This window comes from Nonomuraea sp. NPDC003804, from assembly GCF_040610675.1.
Classification (GTDB): Bacteria; Actinomycetota; Actinomycetes; order Streptosporangiales; family Streptosporangiaceae; genus Nonomuraea.
Genome location: NZ_JBEXMT010000013.1, coordinates 159,280 through 181,021, shown reverse-complemented (window position 1 = coordinate 181,021; position 21,742 = coordinate 159,280). Strand labels below are relative to the sequence as shown.

The window sequence follows — 21,742 nt, the reverse complement described above, 5'->3', positions numbered from 1 at the left end:
TGCGGGAATCATGAAGACCGGGCGGGAGCACGGGCCGGCGAAGGTCACGGGGCGCCTGGGGGAGGCGCGGCTCGTTTCCCGCCCCACACGACGACGGGGACCGGCGAGGGACGGCCGGAGCGGCGCGGGACCACCCGCCGCTCCGGCCCGAGCTCGGTGTGGACCGTGATAGTGTTTTCCACGCAAGGCCGCCGCGGACACCTCCGAAACGAAGAGTCCGAGGGGCTTGGCGGGACGTAGCGCAGCTTGGTAGCGCACTTGACTGGGGGTCAAGGGGTCGCAGGTTCAAATCCTGTCGTCCCGACCAGATATTCGCTGGTCGATAAGGGTGTCTTCCGAAAGGAAGGCGCCCTTTTTCATTCTTGGGAAGCCACAACGGTCCATCGGGCGCCTGTCCTCGCGACGGAACGCCAGGGCGTCGTCGGCGCCATGTTCGCCCGACGCCGGGCTTTCGGCCCGCACCCGGCACCTGCCATGTGCGGCCACGTGCCGATCGCTGATGACTGTCTTACCGGGGTCTTCCTCATGCCGACGTGCGCCTTCTTCCCGCGCTCGCTTCCTCCCCGATCGAAAGTCTCCCGCTGATGGCAACCGCGACGGACCAGCCCGGAGAATGCGCCCCGATCCATACCAGAGTGTCCTGCGCGTCACTATCGGCCTCGTTGAACGCCGTATCGAGATCGCAAAGGATCCCGGAATCCCGATCCGCCCGGAAACGCCGCGCGGTCTCGTCCATGTCCTCCGTGTCGATCCAGGCCGCATCGAACCGGCCGTTCAAGTTGTGCTCCCCCAGGAGATCCCACTGACTTTCCACCGGCACAGCCCGTGACATGTCCACCAGCTCACTCCTTCGACGTTGTTCAAAGCCGGAGTGGAGGCGATCCTGCAATCACCTCCACCCCATAGGCGCCCTAACCAGGCCGTCGCGGCCCTCCAGGCCGGCACCGGTCGCCGGCCGGCCGAGCCGTTCCGGGCTCTGGACTAGCTCACGATCTTGACCCAGAACTGGCTGTCGGGCACGACACGGTAATCGGCATAGAACATGGCGAGAGCTTCCCCGTGCGCGTCGTTGTGGGCGTAACTGACTGCCTTGATGGAGTAGTTCCCATCCTGCATGCCGGCCCCCTGCTTGGTCGATGCGAACGGATACTCATCGCATGCCACGTCCTTTTTGTTCGGAACCCCGCCGACCACCTTGTCCGGGGGTTGGTACGTCTCCTCGAAGTAGTACTTGCAGTAGTTCACCGAGAAGAGATCCCACACCTTCGGGTTATCGATGTCCGGCCAACGTCGCTGAATAGAAGTATCCTTGTCCGTGATGACCTGCAGGCCTTCGAACTGAGCCCGGTTGACGTTCGCCGCCGCCTGGTTGACCTTGATCAGCGGCCTGCTGTAGATACATTCGAGTCAACATGCCCTCAATTGCATGCGGTCCATTCGGGCGGCACATCACTTGTTCGTACCGAAGAGCACTCTCGCCAGACATTCGCGTATCGGGGGCTACCCGACGGCACAGATGTTCATCCGGCTCTGACAGAGAAGGAGAGCCGACGGACCGGCCGTCGACTCCCCTCGGGGGTGATTACCACCACCACCCGCCGCCGCAGCCGCCACCGCAGCCGCCGCCGCAGCCGCCGCCCCACCAGCGACGTCGGCCCCACCAGCGTCTGCGGCCCCAGCCCCAGCCGCCCCAGTTGTTGTTCCAGCCATTCCGGGCATGGAAGCCGACACGTACCATGATTCCCCCTCATGAGCAGCTCCCCTAGCGGGAGCGCCTACATGCGGCCAAATCAGACATTAATCCGCAAACCCCAGCACATCATTAGACGTGTTGAGTATTGATGAGACTTTGGGGTGGAGTTCGCGCTACCCGCATCTGTTCAAGCCGACGCATCGAACGTGTCCACAGCGCGTAAAGAACGTTCTCGCACTCTCGGCCGGGGCTCCTGACCGCGCTGCGGCTCCACCCGGTCGGGCTGCTCCGATGGCTGCGACAGTGCCGCCGTACAGCCTTCTCCCCGCACAGGCACCAGCCGCCCGCGTCCGCTCCCCCGGCACATCGCCGCCACGAGGAGGCCCGCGAGCAGTTCTGCCCCGAATTCCGGGAGGCCATCCGCCGCGTCAGCGGGACGTGAGGCTTCGCCGTACCGGCCGAAGACGCCTTTCCGTACGAGATCGGACCGCACGCAACGCTCGACGTCCGCTCCCCGGAAACGGCCGCGCAGAAGATCGCCGCCAACCTGACCACCCTCGGCGCGAACTGCTTCGACTCGGAGTACGGCATCGGCGGCCTGTCCAACGGCTCCCTGACGGCGATCGAGCTGTAGGGCACGCAGGGCAGCTCACCACGGTGCTCACCGTGTCACACACGTGCAGGCAGGTCAGGAGGGGGACGCCGATGGGGTGTTGGCGTCCTGCGGTTGCCTCTGGCCGCCTCCGGACGGCCCTCCGGGGCCGGGGAGCTGACCTCCGGGGGCGGCCGGCGGGCCTCCGGGGGCGGGGAGCGGCACGAAGTCCTTGCTGCGGATGAGCGCGAAGGCCAGGATGCCGCCGATGACGGCCACCATGCCGCTGGCGAGCAGCAGGCCGTTGAGGGACGACGCGAAGCCTGCCCCCACCGCGTCCCAGAGCCGGCCGCGGACCTGCGGTGCAGCGGAGCCGATCACCTGGCCGGGATCGCCGCGGTGCAGCGCGTCCGCGAGCCGGTCGGTGTAGCCGCGCAGGTCAGGGGCGGAGCCGAGCCGGTCCTTCAGGCCGGAGTGCAGCGACGACGAGAACATCGAGCCGTACAGGGCGATGCCGACGGCGATGCCGACCTGCCGGAAGGTCTGGTTCACGCCGGAGGCCATGCCGGAGCGGTGGACCGGCACGACGCCCACCGCGGTGGAAGCCAGCGGCGGGTTGACCATGCCGCTGCCGATGCCCGCGACGACGAATCCTGGGACGAGGTGTGTCCAGTCCGATCCGGCGTCCAGTCCCATCATCAGCAGCAGGCCGGCGCCGACCAGGACGAGGCCCGGACCGATGAGCCATCTGACCGGGACCTGGCTCGACAGCCGGCCCGCCACCGTCGCGGCGACGGTCGAGCAGGCCGAGACGACGAGCAGCCGGGCGCCGGCGCCCAGGGCGCTGTAGCCGAGCTGGTTCTGGAGGTAGAGCACGAGGTAGAGGAACATCGCGAACAGCGAGGCGTTCATGGCGAACGCGGCGATCGAGCCGCCCAGGAACGTCGGGGTCCGCAGCAGCGACAGGTCGAACATCGGCTCGGACACCTTCGCCTCGACCACGAGGAACGCGGCCAGGAACACCGCCGCCAGGACGAAGCAGATCACGACCCCGCGGTCGCTCCACGCCGTGTCGCTCGCCCTGATCAGCGCGTACACGAGGTTGAAGAGCCCGGCCGTCAGCGTGCCGGCTCCCGGCCAGTCGACCCGGGAGGCATGCGGCGAGCGCGACTCGTCCACCCGGCGTGCGGCGATGGCGATCGCGGCGACGCCTATCGGCAGGTTGACCAGGAAGATGCCGCGCCAGCTGATCCCGGTGGTGATCGCGCCCCCGAGGATCGGGCCGAGGGCGGTGGCCACGCCGGCGACGGCGCCCCACACGCCGAAGGCGATGCCGCGTTCGCGGCCCTGGAACGTGGCGGCGATCAGCGCCAGCGACGTCGCGAACATGACGGCGCCACCGGTCCCCTGGACCGCCCGGGAGGCGATCAGCATCAGCGGGTCCTGCGCGACGCCGCACAGCAGCGAGCCGGCCGTGAAGATCCCCAGGCCGATGAGGAACAGCCGCCGCCTGCCGAACCGGTCGGCGAGGGATCCCGAGGTGAGCAGGAGCGCCGCGAGGGTCAGCGCGTATGCGTCGGTCACCCACTGCAGGTCGCTGAAGCTCGCGCCTAACGCGTGCTGCATGTCCGGAAGCGCGACCGTGACGATCGTGATGTCGAGCAACAGCATGAACGTCGCAGCGCACGCCACTACCAGCGTGAACCACTTGCGGGCCATGGTCCAGATCCTCCTTGCTGCGCGGCTCATCGCGCTGGGAATGAAGGGAACAGATCCTAGGACTCTAGGATGCTAGCATTCTTGCCATGGCCACCGAGGAGGTAAAGCAGTTCAACGTCTATCTGCCGCTGACTCTCATCAGACAGGTGAAGCACCACGCCATCGAGGCCGAGATGTCGCTCTCGGCCCTCGTAGCCGAGGCGTTGCGCACCTATTTGGCGGCCCACGAGGACGGGCCACCCTCAGGAAAGGAGACATGACATGGCCACCGAAGGCATTGAAGGCGTGTACCTGGAGACCCACAACTGGGGGAAGGCCGCCAAGTTCCTGCAGGCGCTGGGCTTCGACGTGGAGTTCGCGACCGACCACGGTTCGGGCATGTTCCGGCGCGGCGATGGTCCCTATCTCCTCCTCGCCGAAGTCCCCGAGGACAAGCGGCCCGACACCCAGGTCGTGCTGCGGGTCACGGACGCCGAGGCGTTCCCGGCCGACCCGTCCCTCGACGTGGTCTCGCCGTTCGAGGAGACCCACTACGGGACCAGGCGGCTGACGCTGCGCGACCCCGACGGGCGCCTGTGGAGCGTCGAGGCGCCGGCGAAGGGCTGATGTCCGGTGGGCGGGTCCTGTTCGCCTGGACAGGACCCGCCCACCGCTCACAGTCTCACCGGAGCGAGCGAGTGCTGATCGAATCGAGCGGCCCCCATGTCGAATCGGGCCGCATGCCGCCGCCGGTAACGCACTAGCCGTGTGTGAACAGCGCAGACACATCGCCGCCGGTCCCGGTGCGGGCGCTTCTCGGACAAGGTGCGTCATGTGGCGGTGCCGGGGGCGCTATCTCCGGCGAGCCTCGAGCGCGTCCAGGATCAGGTCCAGGCCGTAGCCGAACTCGCTCGAGTGGTCGTAGCCCGGCCGCAGGGCGTGCTCGACGATCATCTCTGTGAGGTACGGGAACGTGCCCGCCGGCAGCTGCTCGAGGATGCCGCCCGCCACGTCCTCGACATCGTTCGGCGTCGTCACCGGCAGGTTCGCCTCCTGAAGGACGAACCCGCCGACGTAGCTGTCGATGAGCGAGACGGCGTGCGCGGCCATCGGCAGCGTGAACCCCGCCTCCCGCAGGACACCGAGGACCGCGTCGAGGTGGCGTAGCGTCGCCGGCCCCGGGTCGCGACGGGAGTCCATGAGGCCGAGAGCCCAGCTGTGCTGCGACAGGACCGCACGTGCGGAGGAAGCGCGCGCACGGATCGCGTCGCGCCAGTCGTCGCACTCGACGCCGGGTAGCTCGATCGCCGCGAACACCATGTCAACCACGCCGTCGAGGATCGCGTCCTTGTTCGGTACGTGGTGGTAGAGCGACATCGCCTCCACGCCCAGTTCCTGCGCCACCCGTCGCATCGTGATCGCCTCCACGCCGCCGCGGTCCGCGACCCTGATCGCGGCTTCCAGCACGAGGGCTCTGCTGAGCGGTTGTGGCGGTGGCACGACGGCTCCGGAGTGTGGGCGATTGACAGCCTTACGAGCGTAAGCCAACCTTACATGCGTAAGTGACCTTACTGATGTAAGTCCACGCGGGCCGCATCAGCCGGGGGACGCGGCGAACGTCTGCGCCGCGACGCGCCCGGGCGAGAGAAGGAGGTCCCGATGCCGATGCCGCAGTGGTGGGGGCACGTGAACAAGAGGGTGTTCAATCCTCGCGCGATCGCGGGCGGGAGGTGGCCGGTGCTGGTTCACGTCGGCCGCGTTTCCGGCGCGACATACCGCACGCCGCTCGATGCGCACCCTGTCGACGGCGGCTACCTGTTCGTCCTGGTGTACGGATCGCGTTCGGACTGGGTGCGGAACGTCCTGGCAGCCGACGGCGCGCGGCTCCGGGTCGACGGGAGGGAGGTGGAACTCACCGCTCCCCGCCTGGTCGGGGAAGACGAGGCGTTCCAGGCCCTCCCCGATGAGGTGGCACGCCCGCCCAGGCTGCTCCGCATCACCGAGTTCCTCCGGATGGACCTGGTCGCGGGCTGACGGGCGACCGTCACGATCCACTCACCGAGGACGGCGTCGACGCCGAGCAGCGTGTCACCACGGCGGCCGGCGCGGCGCGCACTGGATGCCGGTCGCGCGGACGGCGCGGCACACGTCGGCCACCGGGCCGAGCGGACAGCGGGATGCGCGGACAGCGGAATGCGGGAGGCAGCGGTTCCGGGCCCACAGCCACGACGCCCCCAGGGCACCCGCCCCGGGGGCCGCGCTCACCGACCCGGCTGCCCGGCCTCCTCCTCGACCGAGGGCGCCTGGCTGGGTTCGGGGGTCTGGCCGGCCGTACGGCCCAGGCCGAGGAGGGCGGCGGAGGCGAGGACCACGAGGCAGACCACGAGCAGGAGCACCCGGTAGTCGACGGCCGCGATCAGTCCGGCGCCGACGGCGATGGAGGCGACCTGGGGCACGGTGACCCCGAACTCGAAGGCGGCGAAGACCCGGCCGCGCAGGTCCTCGGGGGTGCGGCGTTGCAGCGAGGTGGTCGCGCCGATGACGATCCAGGGCGCGGCGACGCCGAGCACCAGCATGCCGGCCAGGACCACGGCGTCGAGCGGCGCGGTCATCATGAGGCTGCTCGCGCCCACCATGACCAGCGCGATGATCACGAGGGCCCGCTCGCTGGTGCGCCTGATCACCTCGCCGGCCAGCGAGCCACCGACGATGGTGCCCACCGCCTGCACGGCGCCCAGGACGGCCAGGAAGGTGGGCTCATGGGACAGCCCCTCGGTGACGACGGCGAAGCCGATGGACTCGAAGAACCCGATGACGAGCATGGTGAGCGCGCAGGCCACGATGAGGCGGCGCAGCCCGGCGTTGTCGCGCAGGAAGCCCAGGCCGGCGCCGGTCTCGGCGAGCCAGCGCTCCCCGGAGCGGACGGGCGCGGGCTCGGCGACCCGGATGAGCAGGACGGCCAGCGCGGCCAGGGTGAAGACGGCGGCGTCGATCACCACGACGACGGAGGCGCCGTGCCAGGCGAACAGGCCGGCGCCGATGATCGGGGCGAAGATTCTGAGCAGTCCGCGCATCGCCTGGACCACGCCGTTGGCGTCGCCCAGCTGCTCCTGGGGGACGACCGTGGGCAGGAAGGCGTTCTGGGCCGGGCCGGTGACGCTGCCGAGCGCGCCGTAGAGGAACATGATCACGTAGACCAGCCAGACGTCGCCGCTGTCGCGTACCAGCAGCAGCAGGAGCACGACGGCCGCCGAGGACAGGTAGGAGGCGGCCAGCAGGGGCCGGCGACGGAAGCGGTCGACGAGTAAGCCGGACAGGGGCAGCACCAGGCTGCCGCCGGCGAAGGAGAACATCACCAGTCCGGCGGCGGCGGTGCTGCCGGTGAGCGTTTTCACCCAGATGGCCATCGCGAGGAACAGCGCGAAGTCGCCGAAATTCGAGAGCACGTCTCCGAGAATGTAGAAGCGCATCTGGGGAATCCGGAGCAGTTGCGCCATTTCCAGCTCACTTCCTGCGCGACGGCGGATACGGGGTCAAGCTAGCACCGCCCCCGCCGGACGCTGCCGAACGTGGCGCGAACTTGCCACCTTGCCGCCCGTTTCCCTCCGCCGCGGCGGCGCCGGGCTAACTTCCGGATCAGCACGCGGAGTTTCGTGGAAAAGCCCTTCTCTTAATTGACGGGATCCACATGGATAATCCGATATTCGAGGCCGCCGAGCGACTCGCGGGTAAATTCGGTATGCCGCCCGGCGCGGTGCTCGCGGCGGGCGCGCTGGTGGTGCTGGCCGCGCACGCGGGCGCGGAGCAGGTGCACGGTGAGGTCTGCGGGCACGAGGTGCGGCTGCCCTGGCGGGCGAGGCTGAGCGAGATCGTCGCAGCGGTCGCCGCCCTGCCCGAGGCCACCAGCGTCGCCGTGGGCGGCCGGAGCATCGTGTTCGACCTCGGCGACCGGGAGGTCGTCGCCGAGCCGCTGCTGCGCGCCCGGCTGGCGGCGGCGCTGGCCGCCGATCCGGACCGGCCCGCCGGCCGGGCCTGGCTCTGGAGCGATGAGGACGCCCGGATTGTCGCGGGCGCGCACGCCGAGCGCGACTGGGACACCGTACGGACCGTGGCGTCGATGATCAGGGACCACATGGTCGACGACCCCGACGCCGTGGCCGTCGACGACGGCACCACGGCCGTCACCTACCGGCGGCTCGGCGAGCTGACCGCCGCGCTCGCCACCAGCTTCGGGCAGGCCGGCGTGGGACCGGGCGATCTGGTCGGCATCGGCCTGCCCCGGCGGATCGAGACCGTCGCCGCCCTGCTGGCCACCTGGTCGCTGGGCGCCGGCTTCCTGCCGCTCGACCTCAAGCACCCGCCGCTCCGGCTGAGCCAGCAGCTGGCCGCCGCCGGAGCGGGGCACGCGGTGCTCCCCGAGGGGGTGGAGCTGCCCGGCTGCACCGCCCTGCGCGCGACGGCCGAGCCGGCCGCGGGCGCCGTCCCCGACTTCCCCGTCGCCCTCGACGGGGTGGCCTACGCCCTGTCCACCTCCGGCTCGACGGGCACGCCCAAGGCGGTCGCCATCCCCCATGCGGCCCTGCGGCACAGCGTCGGCGCCATCGCCGCCATGATCGGAGCCGAGCGCCCGCACGTCACCTGCATGGCCACGCTGACCTTCGACATGTCCACGATGGAGATCTTCCTGCCGCTGGCCACCGGCGGACGGCTGCTGCTGGTCCACGAGGACCTGCAGCGGGATCCGGAACGGCTGGCCGCCTGGCTGCACGGCCGGCGGCTCGACCTGGTCCAGGCCACCCCGACGACCTGGCGGATGACCGTGCCGCACCTGACCGCCGGCAGCCTGGACGGCGTCGACGTGATCTGCGGCGGGGAGGCGCTCAGCGCCGATCTCGTGGCCGGTCTGCGGACGACGGGCGCGCGGGTGTGGAACGGCTACGGCCCGACCGAGACCACCATCTACACCGTCACGCACCTGGTGCCTGATCCGCCGCACGACCCCGTGCCGATCGGCCGCCCCCTGCCGGGCACCCGGGCCGCGGTGCTCGACCAGTGGGACCGGACGGCGCCCGTCGGCCTGATCGGGGAGCTCGTGCTGAGCGGCCCGCAGCTGGCGCTCGGCTACGTCGGCGACCCGGAGCGCACGGCGGCCGTCTTCCAGGAGCACCCGGAGCTGGGCCGGATCTACCGGACCGGCGACCTGTGCGCCTGGCGTCCCGACGGGACCCTGGCCTATCACGGCCGCATCGACCACCAGGTGAAGCTGCGCGGACAGCGGATCGAGCTGGAGGAGATCGAGGCGGTCGCCGAGCGCCATCCGCGGGTGGCCAGGGCCGCCGCGCTGGTGGTCGACCACGGCGCCAACGACCAGCGCCTGACCCTGTACGCGCAGGCGGCGCGGCTGGGGACGGCCGAGCTGCGCGACCACCTGGCGCAGTGGCTGCCACGGGCGCTCATGCCGCAGCGCATCGCGATCGTGCCCAGCCTTCCCCTGACCGGCAGCCAGAAGATCGACAGGCATGCGCTCCAGTCGCACGCCGAGACCCTCGTGGAGACGTGATGAAAGTCCTGGGTATCAGCGGCCTGCACCATTCCGAGGAATTCAAGCGGCGCGAGCTTCCCGGCCTGTCCGAACGCGAGTACCGGATCAGCCAGGGCCGCGACTCGGCCGCCGCCCTGGTGGTGGACGGCCGGGTCGTGGCGGCCTCGGCCGAGGAGCGTTTCACCGGCGAGAAGGGCACCGGCCGCTTCCCCGCCAACGCCATCCGCGACTGCCTGGACCGGGCCGGGCTCGGCCTGGCAGACCTCGACCTGATCGGCCACGGCTTCGCCCACGAGCCCTCCGAGCTGGAGGCCGGGGAGGACTACCTGGCCCGGCGCTACCGGGAGGTCTACGACCCCGAGCGGCAGCTGGACTGGTTCGCCGAGCACTTCCCCGGCCAGGAGGTCCGCTCGCGCTTCGTCCCCGTTCCGCACCATCTGGCGCACGCGGCCAGCGCCTACTACGCCAGCGGCTTCGACGACTGCCTGGTGCTGGTGGCCGACGGCCGGGGCGAGACCGAGAGCCTGACCGTGCTCGCCGGCACCGGCGGCAAGCTCGACGTGCTGCACTCCGTGCCCGCGATGCACTCCCTCGGCACGCTCTACGGGGTCTTCACCCTCTACCTGGGCTTCGAGATGGCCCTGGACGAGTACAAGATGATGGGCCTGGCCTCCTACGGCGACCGCACCCGCTACGAGCGTGAGCTGCGGCAGCTGGTGCACCTGCGGCCCGCGCCGGAGTTCAGCGTCCCGCTGCTGGCCCGCGACGGCGACCTGCTCCAGCGGGAGACGCACCGGGGCGTCCTGGCCGTGCTGGAGGAGATCTTCGGACCGGCGCGGCAGCCGGGCGGCCCGATCGAGCAGCGGCACATGGACATCGCCGCGGCCGTCCAGGCGGCGCTGGAGCGGTGCCTGCTGCACGTGTTGCGGCACTACCGTCACCAGACGGGACTGCGCGACCTGTGCTACGCGGGCGGGGTCGCGCTCAACTGCACCGCCAACGGCCTCATCCTGCGCAGCCGGCTGTTCGACAGGGTCTTCGTGCCGCCCGGCGCCGGCGACGACGGCACCGCCGTGGGCGCCGCGCTCCACCTGCACGCCGACCACAAGCCGGAGACCCCGATCACGCCGCTGCTCATGCCGTACTGGGGCAGCTCCTTCGACGCCGACCGGATCGCCGAGCACCTGGCCACCAGGACCGACTGCCGCCACCGCCGCGTCACCGACGAGGAGGAGCTGCTCGCCGAGACCGCCGCCGCGCTGGACCGGGGCGAGGTGATCGCCTGGTTCCAGGACGGCATGGAGTTCGGCCCCCGCGCCCTGGGCTGCCGCAGCATCCTGGCCGACCCCCGCGAAGCCCGGATGCGCGACCACATCAACAACCTGATCAAGAAGCGTGAGGACTTCCGGCCCTTCGCCCCCGTCGTCGCCGAGGAGGCGGCGGCCGACCTGTTCGAGATCAGGCGGGGCCGCGAGCGCCAGTACGCGCACATGCTGTTCACCACCCGCACCCGCCCCGAGCACCGCGAGCGCCTGGGCGCGGTCACGCACATCGACGGCACCGCCCGGGTCCAGGCGGTCAGCAGGGACGGCAACCCGCGCCTGTGGTCGCTGCTGAACGTCTTCGCCGCGCGCACCGGCCTGCCGGTGCTGCTCAACACCTCCTTCAACCTGCGCGGCCAGCCGATCGTCCGCACCCCGCGCGAGGCGGTCGACACCTTCCTGCGCGGCGGCCTGGACCGCCTGGTCATCGGCGACCACGTGGTGCTGCCGGGAGGCGCGTCGTGAGTCTCTCGACCACGCTGCCCGCCGACCTGGCGGCGACCGTCCGGCCCACCTACGCGCGCGGGTCGCTGACCCGCCCGCTCTCCCGTCCGTACGGCGGCGCCGTGCTGGCCGCCGCCGTCCTGGCGTTGATCGCCGAGGCCGGAACCGAGCAGGTGACGGTGGCGGCGGTGGACGGGAGCGGGCTGGTGACGCTGCGCGCGGCCGTCGGGGAGCGCACCACGCTGGCCGAGCTGCTGGCGCCCGAGCGGGACCCGGCCGACCCGCAGGCCCGGGTGCTGGTGGCGGCCGACGCCGACCGGGCCGAGGTGGACCGGCTGGCGCTGGGCCTGCGCGACTGCGACTGCCTCTTCCTGCTGGCCGGCGATGCCGGCGACCGGCGGCTGGAGTGCGACTACGACGCCGACCGGTACACCGCGGCCACCATGGCCTGGCACCTGGACCGGCTGGAGTCGATCCTGGAGTCGCTGGACGACGATCCCGGCACCCCGCTGGCCGAGGTCGTGATCGCCCCGGACGCCCTGCCGATCGCGGCCGACTGGCACGAGGACGCCTACGTCGCCCCGCGTACCCCCACCGAGGAGGCGCTGGCCGCCATCTGGGCCGAGGTCCTGGAGGTGCCCAGGGTCGGCGCGGAGGACGACTTCTTCGCGATGGGCGGCCACTCCATCCTCGCCGCCCGGGCGCTGACCAGGATCCGCGCCGCCTTCGACGTCGAGGTGCACTTCGACGAGCTGTTCGCGGCCCCGACCCTGGCCAGGTGCGCCGAGGTGGTCGACGCGGCCGCCGTGCGCGGCCCGGTGCGCGGCCCGGTGCGCCCGCTGGTCAAGGCGCCCGACGGGCACGCCGTGGTCTCGCTGGAGCAGGAGCGGCTGTGGTTCCTGGAGCAGTGGCGGCCGGGCACGGCGCTCCACAACGTGCCGCTGGTGCTGGAGCTGACCGGCCCGGCCGACGCCGGTGAGCTGCGGCAGGCGCTCCAGCGGGTCGTCGACCGCCATCCGGCCCTGCGCACCGCCTTCGTCACCGTCGACGGCCAGCCGCGGCCGGTGACCCGGGCGGCGGCCGTCCCCTGGCGGCACGAGCGTGCCGCGGACGGGGCGGCGGCGTGGGAGGCCGTCCGCGGCCACCTCAGGGAGCCCTTCGACCTGGGCGTGCCGCCCCTGGTCCGGGCCGGGCTGGTGAGCCATGCCCACGACCGGCACCTGCTGTGGATCTGCGTGCACCACCTGGCCGTCGACGGCTGGTCGCTGGACCACCTGCTCGACGACCTCACCACCGCCTGCCGTGGCCGCGCCCTGCCGCCGCCCGACGAGCTCGGCTACGCCGACTACGCCGCCTGGCAGCGCAGCAGGCCCGTGGACGAGGGGCTGGCCTGGTGGCGTGAGCACCTGGACGGCCTGCCGCCGCTGCTGGAGCTCCCCTCGGACCACCGCCGCCCGGCCGTGCAGAGCTTCGGCGGCGGCACCCGGCGCCACGTCGTGCCGCCGGAGCTGGCCCGCGCCCTGACCGATTTCGCCCGGGCGCGCTCGGCCACCGTCTTCGACGTGGCGCTGACGGTCTTCGCGCTGGTCCTGCGCCGATGGACGGGCCGCAGCGACCTGCCGATCGCCACACCGGTGGCCGCCCGGCCGCTGCCCGAGCTGGAACCGCTCGTCGGCTTCTTCGTCAACACCCTGGTGGTGCGGGCCGACGTGTCCGGCGAGCCGAGCTTCGGCGAGCTGGTCGACCGGGTACGGCGCGGCGTCGCGGGCGCGCTCAGCCACCAGGACGTGCCCTTCGCGCTGCTGGTGGAGGCGCTCCAGCCGGAGCGGGCGCTCACCCACGCGCCGCTGGTGCAGGTCGCCTTCGCGCACTACCGGCCCTCGCGCCATTCCTGGGCCCTGACCGACGGGCTGACGGCCACGATGCGGCTGGCGGACACCGGGACCGCCAAGTTCGACCTCACCTTCACCGTGCACGACGCGCCGGGCGAGATGGCCGTGGAGGTGGAGTACGCGACCGACCTGTTCGAGGCGGACACCGCCGACCGGCTGGCCGAGCAGTGGCAGACCCTGCTGCGGCGCCTGCTGGCGGCGCCGGGACGGCCGGTCTCCCGCGTCAGCGCGCTGCCCGAACGCCAGCGGAGGCGGCTGGCCGGCTGGTCCGCCGGGTCCGGCGGGTCCGGCTCTGTGGCCGGCCCGGAGCCGGTGTCCGTCCCTGAGCTGGTCGCCCGGCAGGTGGCCGGCCGCCCGGACGCGGTCGCGGTGAGCGACGGGGCCGTCCGGCTCACCTACGCCGAGCTGTGGGCGCGGTCCGGCGCGCTGGCCGCGCGGCTCGGGCCGCGCAGGGGCGAGCCGGTGGGGCTGGCCTGCCGTCGCGGCGCCGACCTGGTCGTCGCCATGCTGGCCATCCTGCGGGCCGGGGCCGCCTACGTGCCGCTCGACCCCGCCTACCCGGCCGCCCGGCTGTCGTTCATGCTGGAGGACAGCGGCGCGCGGCTGGTGGTGGGGCATCGCGACCTGCTCGCCGGGCTGCCGCTGGCCGGACGCGCCGGCCTGGCCGTGGACGGGCCGGGCGCCGAGATCGGGGCCGCTCCTCAGGTGGAGGTCGGCCCCGAGGACGCCGCCTACGTGATCTACACCTCGGGCTCGACCGGACGGCCGAAGGGCGTGGTGATCCCGCACCGGGGCATCATCCGCCTGGTCCGGGAGACCGACTACGTCGCCCTCGACGGCACGACGGTCATCGCCCAGGTCTCCAACGCCTCCTTCGACGCCATCACCTTCGAGGTCTGGGGCGCGCTGACCAACGGCGGCCGCGTGGCGGTGACGCCACCGGAGACCGTGCTGTCCCCGGTCGCGCTCGCCGCGCTGCTGCGCGCCGAGCGGGTCACCACCGCCTTCCTCACCACGTCCCTGTTCAACGCCACCACCAGCGAGGTCCCCGACGCCTTCGCCACGGTCGAGCAGCTCTACGTCGGCGGCGAGGCGCTGGACGTGGCCAGGATCGGGGAGGTGCTGCGCGGCGGGCTCGGGCCGAAGAGCCTGCACAACGCCTACGGGCCGACCGAGGTGACCACCTTCTCCACCTGCCGGCGGCTCACCGAGCCGCCCACCGTCCGCGGGCCCATCGGCAGGCCCATCGCCAACACCACCGCCTGGGTCGTCGACCTCGACACGGGCGACCTGGCCGCCGCCGGCGTGCCGGGCGAGCTGTGGCTCGGCGGCCCCGGCGTGGCCTGGGGCTACTGGGACCGGCCGGGGCGGACCGCGTCCTCGTTCGTGGCCGACCCCTTCTCCGGTACGGCGGGCGCGCGCCTCTACCGCACCGGGGACCTGGCCCGCTGGAACGGGGACGGCACCCTGGAGTTCCTCGGCCGCGTCGACCGGCAGCTGAAGATCCGCGGTTTCCGGGTCGAGCCCGGCGAGGTCGAGCTGGCCATGTCGGCGCTGCCCGGCGTGCGCGGCTGCGCCGTCGTCGCGCTGGAGCCGGAGTCCGGGCCGGTGGAGCTGGCCGGCTACGTCCAGCCCGGCCCGGGGGTCACCCTGGCAGGGCTGCGCGAGGGACTGGCGCGGGAGCTGCCCGAGCACCTGATCCCCGCCCACCTGATCCTCGTGGACCGGCTGCCCCTCACCCCCAACGGGAAGGTCGACCTGTCCGCCCTGCCCGCGCCCGAGCGGCAACGGGCCGAGGCGGCCGCGGTGGCACCGGACGGGCCGGTGGAGGAGCTGCTGGCCGCGATCTGGGCCGAGGTGCTCGGCGTGGAACGGCTCGGCGCCACCGACGACTTCTTCGATCTGGGCGGCCACTCCCTGCACGCCGTCAAGGTCACCACACGGATCGAGCGCGCCCTGCGCACGACGCTCTCGGTCCGCGACCTGTTCCGGCACAAGACGGTCCGGCGCCTGGCCGCCGCGCTGCGCAGCGCGGACGGCGACCGGCTGGACCGCGTGGCGGCCATCGTCCTCCAGGTCCGGCAAGCCCGCGTGGTTGCGGAGAAAGAGAACGCAGATGCACATTGACCGCGCAGAAGAGCTGCTCATCAGCAGGCTGCTGGCCGAGGCGGGCCTCGACGACCTGCCCAGACCGGTCGCGATCCCGCGCCGCGAGCCCGGATCCGACCCGCTGTCGCACGGCCAGGAGCGGCTGTGGTTCCTGGACCAGTGGCGGCCGGGCATCCCGCTCTACAACGTCCCCGTGCTGCTGGAACTCACCGGTCCGGCCGACGCCGCCGGGCTGCGGCGAGCCGTACAGGGCCTGGCCGACCGGCACCCGGCCCTGCGCACCGCCTTCACCGCCACCGACGGCAGGCCGCGCACCCACCTGCACGAGGCCGCCGTGCCCTGGAGCCAGGAGCGCGCCGCCACCTGGGAGGAGGCGCGGCGGCTGGCCGACCGCCGGCTCCGGGAGCCCTTCGACCTGTCCGCCGCTCCCCTCGTGCGCGCCGGGCTGATCACCCACACCGCCGAGCACCACCTGCTGTGGATCTCCTTCCACCACATCGCCGTGGACGGCTGGTCGCTCGGGCTGCTGCTGGAGGAGCTGGCAGGCGACGAGCCCGCGCCGCCGGTCATCGACTACGCCGACTACGCGGCCTGGCAGCGCGGCCTGCCCCTGGACGAGGGGCTGGCCTGGTGGCGCGAGTACCTCGCGGACCTGCCGCCGCTGCTCGAGCTGCCCATCGACCGGCGGCGGCCGGCCGTCCAGGAGTTCGACGGCGCCACCAAGTACTTCACCCTGCCGATGGCCGAGCAGGTGCGCGAGCTGGCCCACGCCAGGGGCGCCACCGTCTTCGAGGTGCTCTTCGCCGCCTTCGCCCTGCTCCTGGGCCGGTGGAGCGGCCGTACGGACCTGGTGCTCGGCACGCCCGTGGCCGGTCGCCCGGCGCCGGAGCTGGAGGAGCTCGTCGGCTTCTTCGCCAACACCCTCATCGTCCGGGCCGACCTGGCGGGAGACCCGACCTTCACCGAGCTGCTGGCCCGGGTGCGGGAGTCGTCGGCGCCGGCCCAGTCACACCAGGAGACCCCGTTCGCCGCGCTGGTCGACGCGCTCCAGCCCGAGCGTGACCTGTCGCACCCGCCGCTGGTGCAGGTGCTGTTCGGCCTCCACCGGCAGGAGCGGCGGCGCTGGCGGCTGGGCGAGGCGGAGGCGGAGCTGCTGCCCGCCGACACCGGGACGGCCAAGTTCGACCTCACCGTCACCGTGGTGGACTGCGAGGGCGAGCTGCGCGTGGAACTGGAGTACGCCACCAGCCTGTTCGACGCCGCCACCGCCGACCGGCTGGCCGAGCAGTGGCAGACGCTGCTGGACGGCCTGCTGGCCGCGCCCGACCGGCCCGTCTCCCAGGTCAGTTCGCTCCCCGAGCACGAGCGGCGGCTGCTGGCGAGCTGGTCGGGGCCGGGCGAGCGCATCGCCCCCACCACCTCGTTGCCCCGCCTGGTGGCCGAGCAGGTGCGCGCCCGTCCGGACGCCGTCGCCCTCACCGACGGCGCCACCAGCCTCACCTACGCCGAGCTGTGGGAACGCTCCGGCGCGCTGGCCGGCCGCCTCGGCACCGAGCCGGGCGAGCTGGTCGGGCTGGCCTGCCGCCGCAGCGCCGACCTGGTCGTCGGCATGCTCGCCATCCTCCGCACCGGGGCCGCCTACGTGCCGCTCGACCCGGCCTATCCCGCCTCCCGCCTGGCCTTCATGCTGGAGGACGCCGGGCTGCGGGTGGTCGTCACCCAGCGCGGGGTGGAGCTGCCGTCAGGCGGCTACCGGAAGGTCCTGGTGGACTCCCCCGCCACCCTGCCTGCCGCTGAGCCTGCCGCTGGGCCCTTCACCGACGCGGGGACCGGCCCGGACGACCTGGCCTATCTGATCTACACCTCGGGTTCCACCGGCACGCCCAAGGCCGTGATGGCCACCCACCACAACGTGATCCGGCTGCTGTCGGGCACCCGGCGCTGGTACGGCTTCCGCCCCGACGACGTGTGGACGCTGCTGCACTCCAGCTCCTTCGACGTCTCCGTCTGGGAGGTCTGGAACGCCCTGACCACCGGCGGCCGCCTGGTCGTGGTCAGTCACTGGGAGAGCCGCGAGCCGGAGGCCTACTACGACCTGGTCGCCCGCGAGCGGGTGACCGTGCTGAACGCCACCCCGGCCGTCTTCCGCCAGTTCGTCGCCGTGGACGAGCGGCGGGGCGCCGACCTGGCCCTGCGCCTGGTGATCTTCGCCGGGGACGCGCTCGACCGCGACTCGGTGCTGCGCTGGTGGGAGCGGCACGGCGAGGACTCGCCGCAGCTGGTCAACATGTACGGGATCACCGAGACCACCGTGCACAGCACCTACGCCCCGCTGACCCGCGAGCTGCTGGCCGAGCGGCCGAGCCCGATCGGCGTCCCGCTGCCCGACCTCGGCATCCACATCCTGGACCCGGACGGGCAGCCGGTGGCGGCCGGCGTGATCGGCGAGCTGTACGTCAGCGGCGACGGCGTGACGCGCGGCTACTGGAACCGGCCGGACCTGACCGCCCAGCGTTTCGTGCCCGACCCCTTCTCGGGACGGCCGGGCGCCCGGCTCTACCGCAGCGGCGACCTGGCCAGCTGGAAGCCCGACGGCACGCTGGAGTTCCACGGCCGTATCGACCACCAGCTGAAGATCCGCGGCTTCCGCATCGAGCCGGGCGAGGTCGAGGCGGCCGTCGTCGAGCATCCCCACGTGGCCAAGTGCGTCATCGTCGCGCACGGCGCGCCGGAGCGGCGGCTGGTCGCCTACGTCGTGCCCAGGGGCGAGCTGACCGTCGAGGCGGTCCACGAGTTCCTGGAGCCGCGGCTGCCCGCGCACCTGATCCCCTCCGTGGTGATCATCCTGGACGAGCTGCCGCTCAGCGGCAACGGCAAGGTCGACAGGGCCGCGCTGCCGCCGCCCGGCGAGGACCGGCCGGCGCTGGGCCGGGACTACGTCGCCCCCAGGACCGAGACGGAACGGGAGCTGGCGGCCGTCTGGGCCGAGGTGCTGGAGCTGGAGCGGGTCGGCGTCACCGACAACTTCTTCCACCTGGGCGGGGACTCCATCCGCAGCGTGCAGGTGCTGGCGCTGGCCCGCGAGCGCGGGCTCGACTTCGAGCTGCAGCGGCTCTTCCAGCTGCCGACGGTGGCCCAGCTGGCCGCCGACATCGTGCCGGCGGCGCCGGTGGAGCGGGAGCGGGAGCCGTACGAGCTGGTCTCCGCCGCCGACCGGGCCCGGCTGCCCGAGGACGTGGTCGACGCCTACCCGATGGCCGCGCTCCAGGTCGGCATGGTCTTCCACATGGAGTCCGACGAGCGCATGCTCTACCAGAACGTCGACAGCTTCCACCTGCGGGCGCCGTGGGACGAGGAACTGTTCCGCGCCGCGACCGCCCAGGTGGTGCGGCGCCACGACATCCTGCGCACCTCCTTCCACCTGAGCGAGTACAGCGAGATGCTGCAGCTCGTCCACCGTGAGGCCGACCTGCCGATCGTCGTCACCGACCTGCGCGAGCTGCCGGCCGAGGAGCAGGCGCGTGTCATCGGCGAGCTGGTCGACCGCGAGCGCGAGCGGCCCTTCGACCTGTCCAGGCCGCCGCTGTGGCGCTTCTTCGTCCACCGGCGCACCGACGACACCTTCCAGTGGACGCTGGTGGAGCACCACGCGATCCTCGACGGCTGGAGCCTGCACTCCACGATCGCCGAGATCCTGGAACGCTACGTGGCCCTGCTCCAGGACCCGGCCGCCGCGGCCGCGGCGCGACCGGCCTCCACCTACCGCGACTTCATCGAGGCCGAGCGCCAGGCCCTGCGGTCGGCCGACGAGCGCGCCTGGTGGAGCGAGCGGCTGGCCGGCCTCGACCGGCTGGTGCTGCCCCGCTGGCCGCGCGACTGCGCGGTCGACGACGCGGGCCCCGCCTACGACGTCCAGGACTGGACCCTGCCCCAGGAGAGCAGCGACTTCTACGGCTGGCGGGAGACCAAGATCCCCGGCGACCTCTGCAGGGGCCTGGAGAAGGTGGCCGAACGGCTGGGCGTGCCGCTGAAGAGCGTGCTGCTGGCCGTACACGTGCGGGTGCTGGCCTATCTGGCCGGGACCGACGAGGTGGTCACCGGGATGGCCTTCAACGGCAGGCTGGAGGAGGCCGACGGCACCGAGTCCCGCGGCCTGTTCCTCAACTCGCTGCCGATCAGGGCGCGGGTCGGCGGGACGTGGGCGGAGCTGATCCGGCGCGTCTTCGAGGAGGAGAACGGCCTGCTGCCGCACCGCCGCTTCCCCATGTCGGAGATCCAACGCATGGCCGGCGGCGGCCCGCTGTACGAGACGCACTTCGTCTACAACCACTTCCACGTGCTGAAGGACGTGCTCGACGCGGGCGAGGTCGCCTTCGTCGACCCCAAGCTGGACGCCTTCACCACGGTGCGGGTCGAGCCGACCAACTACCCGTTCGTCTGCGGCTTCCTGCGCAACCCGCGCTCCGGCAACGGGCTGCTCATGGGGCTGGACTTCCACCGGGGCGAGTTCTCGCCCGAGCAGGTCCGGCGCGTCCGCGACCAGTACCTGACCGCGCTGCACCAGGTGGCCGCCGATCCGGACGCGCCCGTGGCCGCCGCGCCGCTGTCCTCGCCGGCCGAGCGCGCGCTCGTCGGCCGGTGGAACCGGACCGACCGGCCGGCGCCGCTGGCCGGCTCGATGGAGTCGCTGGTGGCCGAGCACGTCCTGCTGCGGCCCGAGCGCGTGGCCGTGGTCGACGGCGACGTGCGGCTGAGCTACGCCGAGCTGTGGCGGCGGGCCGGTTCCGTCGCCGCGGCCCTGCGGGAGGCGGGCGTGCGCGCGGGCGACCTGGTCGGGCTGTGCTGCGCCCGCTCGGCCGACCTGGTCTGCGCGATCGTCGGCATCCTGCGGGCGGGGGCGGCCTACGTGCCGCTCGACCCCGGGTATCCGGCCGAGCGGCTGGCGTTCATGCTGGAGGACACCGGCGCCGGCATCGTGCTCGGGCACCGCCACCTGCTGGCCGGGTTGCCGCTCGCCGAAGGCCAGGCGATGGCCGTGGAGGATCTCGGCACCCGCGACTTCCGCGACGGCGACCACGGCGGCGGGGACCGTGTCGCGACCGTCGTCTACACCTCCGGCTCCACCGGGCGGCCCAAGGGGGTGGCGGTGCCGCACCGCGGCGTCGTGCGCCTGGTGCGCGGCACCGACTACGTCCGGCTCGGCCCCGACAGCGTGGTGGCCCAGCTGTCGAACTCGTCCTTCGACCCGCTCATCTTCGAGGTCTGGGGCGCGCTGCTGAACGGCGGGCGGCTGGTGATCGCCGACAACGAGACGGTGCTGTCACCCGCCAGGCTGACGGCGCTGCTGCGGGCCGAGGGCGTGACCACGCTCGCCCTGGTGACCGCCCTGTTCAACTCGACGGTCGGCGAGGTGCCAGACGCCTTCGCCACCGTGGACCAGGTCTACATCGGCGGCGAGCGCATCAACCTGAGCAGCGTCCGCGAGGCCCGCCACTCCGGCCTGCACAACATCTACGGCCCGACCGAGGTGACCAGCATCTCCACCTGCAGACCGCTGGCGGAACTGCCGCTCACCAACGGGCAGATCGGGCCGCCCATCGCCAACACGCAGGCCTGGGTCGTGGACCAGGCGCTGCGTCCCGCTCCGGTCGGGGTTCCCGGCGAGCTGTGGCTGGGCGGCCCCGGCGTGGCCGTCGGCTACTGGCGGCGGCCCGGACTGACCGCCGACCGTTTCGTCGCCGATCCCTTCTCCGGGGTGCCGGGCTCGCGCCTGTACCGCACCGGCGACCTGGCCTGCTGGCGGCCCGACGGCACCCTGGACTTCCTCGGCCGCCGCGATCACCAGGTCAAGATCCGGGGCTTCCGGGTGGAGCTGGGCGAGATCGAGGAGACGCTGGCCGGGCACCCGTCGGTGGCCGCCTGCGTGGTGACCGCGCCCGGCGGCAGGCTGGCCGCCTACGTGCAGCCCGCCGCCGCGGTCAGCGCCGGCGAGCTGCTGGAGCACCTGGCGGGGCAGCTGCCCGAGCACATGGTGCCGGCCAGCTTGATGATCATGGATGAGCTGCCGCTCAACCCCAACGGCAAGATCGACCGGGCCGCGCTCCCGCTGCCCGGCTCCGGCCAGGCCGTCCCCGAGGCGGAGTACGTCGCGCCCCGCGACCCGGTGGAGGAGGCGCTGTCCGCGATCTGGCGCGAGGTGCTGGAGGTCGAACGGGCCGGGGCCGAGGACGACTTCTTCGCCCTGGGCGGGCACTCCCTGCACGCCGTGCAGATCGCCTTCCGCATCCGCACCACCTTCGGCGTCGACCTGGGCATCAAGCAGATCCTCGCGGAGCCCCGCATCTCCGCCCTGGCCAAGCGGGTCGCCGAGGAGCTGGAGCGGATGGTCGAGGCGCTCACCGACGACGAGCTCGAGCGGCTGCTGCCGTCCGAGTCATGAGAGGACCCGCA

12 protein-coding genes and 1 tRNA gene are annotated in these 21,742 nt (G+C 72.5%); 8 read left to right on the top strand and 5 right to left on the bottom strand.

What is annotated here, in order from left to right; genetic code table 11:
• Nucleotides 1-230 precede the first annotated feature (230 nt).
• A tRNA-Pro gene (locus tag ABZX22_RS19855) sits at nt 231-307 on the top strand.
• Nucleotides 308-523: 216 nt separating this feature from the next.
• Here the strand turns inward: ABZX22_RS19855 and ABZX22_RS19850 are convergent.
• The 3 genes from ABZX22_RS19850 to ABZX22_RS19840 all read right to left on the bottom strand — a co-directional run bounded on the left by ABZX22_RS19850 (nt 524) and on the right by ABZX22_RS19840 (nt 4,004).
• Nucleotides 524-838, bottom strand: coding sequence for a hypothetical protein (locus ABZX22_RS19850; RefSeq protein WP_354910899.1), 315 nt, complete (start codon nt 836-838; stop codon nt 524-526).
• 143 nt (nt 839-981) lie between these two features.
• Complete coding sequence (locus ABZX22_RS19845; protein ID WP_354910897.1) at nt 982-1,263, bottom strand: hypothetical protein; 282 nt, start codon at nt 1,261-1,263, stop codon at nt 982-984.
• A 1,118-nt stretch (nt 1,264-2,381) separates the two neighbouring features.
• Entirely contained in the window at nt 2,382-4,004 is a 1,623-nt protein-coding gene (locus ABZX22_RS19840; RefSeq protein ID WP_354910894.1) for an MFS transporter, read from the bottom strand.
• Nucleotides 4,005-4,090: 86 nt separating this feature from the next.
• On the opposite strand from ABZX22_RS19840, the gene ABZX22_RS19835 reads away from it, so the two are divergent.
• Both ABZX22_RS19835 and ABZX22_RS19830 read left to right on the top strand, forming a co-directional pair.
• Nucleotides 4,091-4,264 carry a ribbon-helix-helix protein, CopG family gene (locus ABZX22_RS19835; protein ID WP_354910892.1) on the top strand — a complete coding sequence of 58 codons (174 nt, stop codon included), beginning with the start codon at nt 4,091-4,093 and terminating at the stop codon, nt 4,262-4,264.
• A 1-nt stretch (nt 4,265) separates the two neighbouring features.
• On the top strand, nt 4,266-4,610 hold the full coding sequence (locus tag ABZX22_RS19830; protein WP_354910889.1) for a VOC family protein: 345 nt from the start codon (nt 4,266-4,268) through the stop codon (nt 4,608-4,610).
• A 225-nt stretch (nt 4,611-4,835) separates the two neighbouring features.
• Here the strand turns inward: ABZX22_RS19830 and ABZX22_RS19825 are convergent, their stop codons facing one another.
• Entirely contained in the window at nt 4,836-5,483 is a 648-nt protein-coding gene (locus tag ABZX22_RS19825; protein ID WP_354910888.1) for a TetR/AcrR family transcriptional regulator, read from the bottom strand.
• Between the two features lie 159 nt (nt 5,484-5,642).
• Here ABZX22_RS19825 and ABZX22_RS19820 point away from each other — a divergent pair, with 159 nt between their 5' ends.
• Entirely contained in the window at nt 5,643-6,017 is a 375-nt protein-coding gene (locus ABZX22_RS19820) for a nitroreductase family deazaflavin-dependent oxidoreductase (protein ID WP_354910886.1), read from the top strand.
• A gap of 227 nt (nt 6,018-6,244) precedes the next feature.
• Here ABZX22_RS19820 and ABZX22_RS19815 read toward each other — a convergent pair whose 3' ends face one another.
• Entirely contained in the window at nt 6,245-7,480 is a 1,236-nt protein-coding gene (locus ABZX22_RS19815) for an MFS transporter (RefSeq protein WP_354910883.1), read from the bottom strand.
• 191 nt (nt 7,481-7,671) lie between these two features.
• On the opposite strand from ABZX22_RS19815, the gene ABZX22_RS19810 reads away from it, so the two are divergent.
• From ABZX22_RS19810 to ABZX22_RS19795, 4 genes are read left to right on the top strand one after another with little or no spacing between them, the layout of a single operon-like run.
• Entirely contained in the window at nt 7,672-9,543 is a 1,872-nt protein-coding gene (locus ABZX22_RS19810) for an amino acid adenylation domain-containing protein (protein ID WP_354910881.1), read from the top strand.
• On the top strand, nt 9,543-11,312 hold the full coding sequence (locus ABZX22_RS19805; protein WP_354910878.1) for a carbamoyltransferase C-terminal domain-containing protein: 1,770 nt from the start codon (nt 9,543-9,545) through the stop codon (nt 11,310-11,312). Before ABZX22_RS19810 ends, ABZX22_RS19805 begins: the two co-directional genes overlap by 1 nt.
• On the top strand, nt 11,309-15,310 hold the full coding sequence (locus ABZX22_RS19800; RefSeq protein WP_354910876.1) for an amino acid adenylation domain-containing protein: 4,002 nt from the start codon (nt 11,309-11,311) through the stop codon (nt 15,308-15,310). Before ABZX22_RS19805 ends, ABZX22_RS19800 begins: the two co-directional genes overlap by 4 nt.
• The gene (locus ABZX22_RS19795; protein WP_354910873.1) at nt 15,300-21,731 is read left to right on the top strand and encodes an amino acid adenylation domain-containing protein; all 6,432 of its coding nucleotides are present in this window, start codon (nt 15,300-15,302) and stop codon (nt 21,729-21,731) included. Before ABZX22_RS19800 ends, ABZX22_RS19795 begins: the two co-directional genes overlap by 11 nt.
• The last annotated feature ends 11 nt before the right edge of the window (nt 21,732-21,742 follow it).

Excerpts from the sequence above, each read along its gene's own strand:
- ABZX22_RS19840 (WP_354910894.1), bottom strand. The coding sequence starts at position 4,004 with ATGGCCCGCAAGTGGTTCACGCTGGTAGTGGCGTGCGCTGCGACGTTC.
- ABZX22_RS19835 (WP_354910892.1), top strand. The coding sequence starts at position 4,091 with ATGGCCACCGAGGAGGTAAAGCAGTTCAACGTCTATCTGCCGCTGACT.
- ABZX22_RS19830 (WP_354910889.1), top strand. The coding sequence starts at position 4,266 with ATGGCCACCGAAGGCATTGAAGGCGTGTACCTGGAGACCCACAACTGG.
- ABZX22_RS19820 (WP_354910886.1), top strand. The coding sequence starts at position 5,643 with ATGCCGATGCCGCAGTGGTGGGGGCACGTGAACAAGAGGGTGTTCAAT.
- ABZX22_RS19815 (WP_354910883.1), bottom strand. The coding sequence starts at position 7,480 with ATGGCGCAACTGCTCCGGATTCCCCAGATGCGCTTCTACATTCTCGGA.
- ABZX22_RS19810 (WP_354910881.1), top strand. The coding sequence starts at position 7,672 with ATGGATAATCCGATATTCGAGGCCGCCGAGCGACTCGCGGGTAAATTC.
- ABZX22_RS19805 (WP_354910878.1), top strand. The coding sequence starts at position 9,543 with ATGAAAGTCCTGGGTATCAGCGGCCTGCACCATTCCGAGGAATTCAAG.
- ABZX22_RS19795 (WP_354910873.1), top strand. The coding sequence starts at position 15,300 with ATGCACATTGACCGCGCAGAAGAGCTGCTCATCAGCAGGCTGCTGGCC.